The sequence below is a fragment of the uncultured Thiodictyon sp. genome (assembly GCF_903946935.1).
Classification (GTDB): domain Bacteria; phylum Pseudomonadota; class Gammaproteobacteria; order Chromatiales; family Chromatiaceae; genus Thiodictyon.
On sequence record NZ_CAJAXH010000180.1, the window covers coordinates 1 to 4,436 of the forward strand.

Sequence of the window (4,436 nt, forward strand, 5' to 3'; positions counted from 1 at the left end):
CCGGGGACGGACCCGGCGCAACGCCGCAGCCACGCCGCCGCGGGGCCATACACCCCCCCTTCCCCCTGGCTCCCAGCCCCCCTATGTCCCCCAGCGTCCCGACCGCTCTTCACCACCCTCGTTGGCGATTACCCGCGTCATTCACCAACTATAGGCGGGTTTAGGTAGCCATCGACACATGGGGGCCGGGGCCGCCAGGCGCCGCAGATACGTTCAGCCTTTGGCCATAGGGCCGGACCGCAGTGGCTCCCCGGGGCATCGATTCGGCATTGCCCAAGCCCAGCCGCTGGCGTGGTCTTGCTCGGGTTGAAGTGTCGACAGGTCACACAGCGCACCGCGGGCCGCGGGATATCCGCCCGGGAGTACCCGCCCACACACCAGGGGCAGCCGTGCAGCAGCTTGGGGGAGCCGGGGAACAACCAGACCGGGCCGCAGTTCGCGCATAGAACAGGGGTGGTGTAGTGGTCGGGACGCTCGCCCCGCTCGCGTTGGGCGCTTGTGCGCAGCAAAGCAACCAGGGCCTTCAATGCCCCAGGCTCGCCCTTGATGTCAGGCCAATCCTCGCCGGCCGCGGTCTGAAGGTCTGCCAGACTGAAGCCGCCGAACTCACGGCGGGGGGTGTCGTCCGCCGTTTCCCGAGAAACGCCGGCAGGATCGCCCGGGCATTGATCGGCCTTCGCCCGGGTCGGTGCCGCTGGATCGGCGGAACTGTCAGGAACTCGGGCCGGTGGGGGCCGGCCGAAATCCTGATAGAGCGCGTCAAGGTCCATTCTCAGGCGGCCCTAATCTCATCGGCATCGAACACATAAACCCGAACGGCATTGCCAAAACCAGGAAGCCGCACCTTTTGGGTAGCGTGGTCCTTATCGCCGGGCTTCATGATGCCGCGCCTAATCAATACGCGCGCCGCCTATTTCGGGTCGTGGCCTTGCACAATCTCAAACCTAAAAGTCTCGGGAAAACAGTAATAAATGATAGCACCATCATTGCCGGTCGGTGCGTCTTTGAATCCGCATTGACGGGGAACCTCGGGGGCGTGATCGTCCATTGCCCGGTCTTTCCATCGAAAGCGGTTCGAATGTTGCTCGAAGAACAATCGCACCGTGCGCACCAGGTCCCGTTCTTCCGCTGGTATAGCCCCGCCGCGCGCTGTCAACCAATCACGGAAACAGCGCCGCGCCGCATCATTCGCCGCCCGGCAGGCCAGCCGGTCAGACCCTCCATCGTTGCCAGTTCGCCGGCCACTGCAAGCAATCCAAAGCGATTCGCCACGCGCCGAACCTGCCCCGGCGGGTCAGCAATCCCGGCCAAGGCGTCCGCCGTGAAGGCGTCCCGGTGCCGCTGGATCGCACCCGGCAAGGCGTCGCGCTGCCGCTGGATCGCCTCAAGCCACGCGATCAGAGGGGCGCCGTAATGTTCCCAGGCCGACGCCAGCAGCGCCGCCGCGAAGTCCGCCCCGTTGGCGTATCCGTGCAAGTCCTCGAACACACCATAACCCGCCCCTGCATCGGCCGGGATTTCGATCATTCGGACCTCTTGTCCGGCCGTTACCTTTCTATTGGCGGTTGCCATGTGTGCCGCTAGGCTTGATTCCCCGGTTGACAGGTATTCAACGCGCCAAGTCTTAGCCGGCCGTCCGCCTGCGTTGCGGTCCATTCTGGTCTTGCCCGCCCCATTTCCCAACATATAGGCCGTGTCGCCGACCGTCTTAGCCTCCGATTGGCTCATCTCATCCAGGAATAAAGGAAGGTCGTTATGGGCTTCGGCTATGCTTTCCGTTGCATTATCCGTAGTTCGCCAGGATCGAATATACCGGTAAGGGTCTCCGCATACCGAAGCCGCCACCCTCATGGTTGTCGTCTTGCCTGACGAACTTGCATCGGTTGACTTCCCAAGCAAGTGAAAGCCGCCGCTTTCCTCTGCTGCCCAATACAGGAGGGGTGCGGCAAAACTCATTGATACCGCGAGCAATAGCCGGGAGTTCCCTACGCATTTCGCGCCTGCGCCCTCGCACCAACCCCCGAGAGTCCCGCGGACAGCGACCGCCGCGGGCTCACCGTCCAAGGCCAGAACAACCGGCTCGCTGCCGCCCCCGCCAATGACCCGCCCGCCGGACAGCACAAAGGCATCGCCGCCCGGGGTCCATCCTGCGTGGGTCTGAGTTCGAGCGCGGGCCACGGGGACCGACCGCCTAAGGTAGTCCACGAATAGGCGTCGGCTTTCCGGGGTGGTCGCGACCTCAAACCCAAGGGCCGCCAGGCGAGCACGTAGAGCGTCGCCCGATCCTTGCCGCTCCCTATCCGCAAGGACTTCCTGACGGGTGATCCCGTCCAAGTCTCGGAACTCGACCAACCGCCCGAACTCGTCGCCGTCAACGTTTCGGGTCACTGCTTTGACCCGGATCGGGGGGCACACATAGACCGGCGGGGACTCGTCGCCCCCGCCCTTGGAGCCGCCGGGCTTCAGGTAATACAAGCCGCCCGTCCGCAGCTCGAACCCATAGGGCAAGGGCTCACCCTCGGGCGGGGGTGCGGGTGGTGGCGCCTCAGCGGGGGCGGGTTCGGTCTGTTCCGCCGCAGTGAACGGGAGCCAGCGGGCCGCCTTGGCGATGCTCTCAGCGGTCCATCCATCCGCCAGGGCGTCCGCTGCATCCGCACCAATGAGCAGGTCCCGCCGTTGCTTGGTCTTGGGGTCCAACTTCAAGCGGTTCAGGTCCAAGACCTCGACCGATACAGCGCCGGCCGCCAGTGCCAAGCCCGCAATCTCCCGGGCGTACTCCGTGCCGGCCTTGTCGTGGTCCGGCCAGATCAGGACGCGCCGCCCGGCCAGCGGGCTGAAATCTGATCTTGCCGGGGACTTGGCACCATGTGCGGTGGTCGTGGCCACCATATCCGGCAGTAACAGGGCGCCCGCATCGCTGGCCTTCTCCCCTTCGGTGAAGAGCACGGGCGCCGCGGGCCGGGTCGCCAGTCGGTCAAGGTGGTACAGGGGCCATGCCCCCGGGGGATCGGCCCATTTCCACCCGCCCGCCTCGGTGTAATGCTGGGGCCTGTAGGTCTTGCCGGGGTTGCCCTCTTTGTCCTTGACCTCGAACCGATGCACGAAGGCCACGGGGCGCCCGCCCGCGTCGCAATACTCCCAGGTAGCGGACGGGGCGCCTAATCTGGCGAATCGCTGGGGCCGACTGGCCAGGGCGTCAGGCGGGATCGGGACCAGGTAAGCGGTGGTCGGCTTGGGGGCCACGGGCGCGGGCTTGGCGGGCCTGTGAATCGGGTTCGCTGGTGCCGCTCCAGGCGTCAGGCGGTATTGATCGATTAGATAGGCGCGGGCCTGATCGAAGGTCAAGCCGTGGCGCAACATCACAAAATCAATCACACCCCCGCCGTTAAGGTCGCAGCCGTGACAGCGGAAAGCGCCGGTCTTGAGGTTGACGCCGAAGGACCCGTTTACATCCTCATGAGCAGGCGAAGGACAAGGACCGTTTTGAGTCCATCCGCTCGCCTTGGGCTTGAAGTCCGGGGCGCCCGGGATCTCGTGCCGGTAGAAGGTCGCGGGGTCAATCGCCCGCTTGATCTCGTCAGCACTCGACAGCCGCCGCGATTGCTCCCGGGATGCAGTTGGACTAGACTTTGAATCGCTTTGAATTTTTGCCCGGCTCTCGCGCCGGGCTTTTTGTTTTTCGTCCATGGGGCAGCCCTCAAGCCGCCGCCGGGCTGCCGCTGGTGCTCTCGATGGTGCAGGCTTCAACCCACGCCGCCACGGCTTCCGGGCGGTAACGGACCAAGGCCCCCATCTTGACGAAGGGAGGGCCGCCGCCTCTTACCCGCCAGGCTTGGATGGTCCGCACCTTAACCCCAAGGGCATCCGCGGTTGCGGCTTCATCCCACAGGGGCACGGCCAAGGGCGCGGGGGCGCGGGTTGTCCGCTGGTGTTCGCTTCGGTTGCTCATTATTTGCTCGCCTTACCCGGTGATACCAGGGCGAACTATGAGCAACCTTGCCGGGGTGTTGGCACAAATACTTGCGGGGGGTGCGTAACTATTTGCGCGCCAGGGAGCGACTGAAACCCCTAGACCAGGATGCCCCAGTAACCGCCGTCCCGCAGTCGCTCCGCCTCCTTAATGTTGTTGGTGACCTTGGCTGATACGCGAAAATCATCCTCCCGGGTGTTGGGCTCGTTCGGGCAGATAACCGCGGCCATCTTCGGCACGCCCGCGCCAGCCGCCGCCGCATCAAGCAACCGGATATAACGCGGATAGGTCTCCGGCTGATACCTTGTCGGCTTGATTAGCTGATCCGGCCTTGATCATAAATCCGGCCAAGACCTAGCGTAGGGCTTGGTGAATCACCGCAGGAGAGCGGCAGGACCCGCGAAATTGTGTACCCTTGGAAGTGCAAACAAACCGAGGGTGAAGCACCATGTTCGAAGGTCCTGCC

At 64.5% G+C, this 4,436-nt stretch carries 4 protein-coding genes; all 4 read right to left on the minus strand.

All coding sequences use genetic code 11. The features are described 5' to 3' along the window. Window positions 1-137: 137 nt before the first annotated feature. Window positions 138-770 carry a hypothetical protein gene (locus tag QZX93_RS15570; RefSeq protein WP_295387283.1) on the minus strand — a complete coding sequence of 211 codons (633 nt, stop codon included), beginning with the start codon at window positions 768-770 and terminating at the stop codon, window positions 138-140. Between the two features lie 382 nt (window positions 771-1,152). After that, window positions 1,153-3,687, minus strand: a complete 2,535-nt coding sequence (locus QZX93_RS15575; RefSeq protein ID WP_295387280.1) for a DUF927 domain-containing protein — start codon at window positions 3,685-3,687, stop codon at window positions 1,153-1,155. A gap of 10 nt (window positions 3,688-3,697) precedes the next feature. Further along, window positions 3,698-3,949 (minus strand): helix-turn-helix domain-containing protein, encoded by a 252-nt coding sequence (locus tag QZX93_RS15580; protein WP_295387277.1) that lies wholly within the window; start codon window positions 3,947-3,949, stop codon window positions 3,698-3,700. Window positions 3,950-4,068: 119 nt separating this feature from the next. After that, window positions 4,069-4,287, minus strand: coding sequence for a DUF2285 domain-containing protein (locus QZX93_RS15585; protein WP_295387286.1), 219 nt, complete (start codon window positions 4,285-4,287; stop codon window positions 4,069-4,071). Window positions 4,288-4,436 lie beyond the last annotated feature (149 nt).

Coding starts and splice junctions, on each gene's coding strand:
- QZX93_RS15570 (WP_295387283.1), bottom strand. CDS start 770: ATGGACCTTGACGCGCTCTATCAGGATTTCGGCCGGCCCCCACCGGCC.
- QZX93_RS15575 (WP_295387280.1), bottom strand. CDS start 3,687: ATGGACGAAAAACAAAAAGCCCGGCGCGAGAGCCGGGCAAAAATTCAA.
- QZX93_RS15580 (WP_295387277.1), bottom strand. CDS start 3,949: ATGAGCAACCGAAGCGAACACCAGCGGACAACCCGCGCCCCCGCGCCC.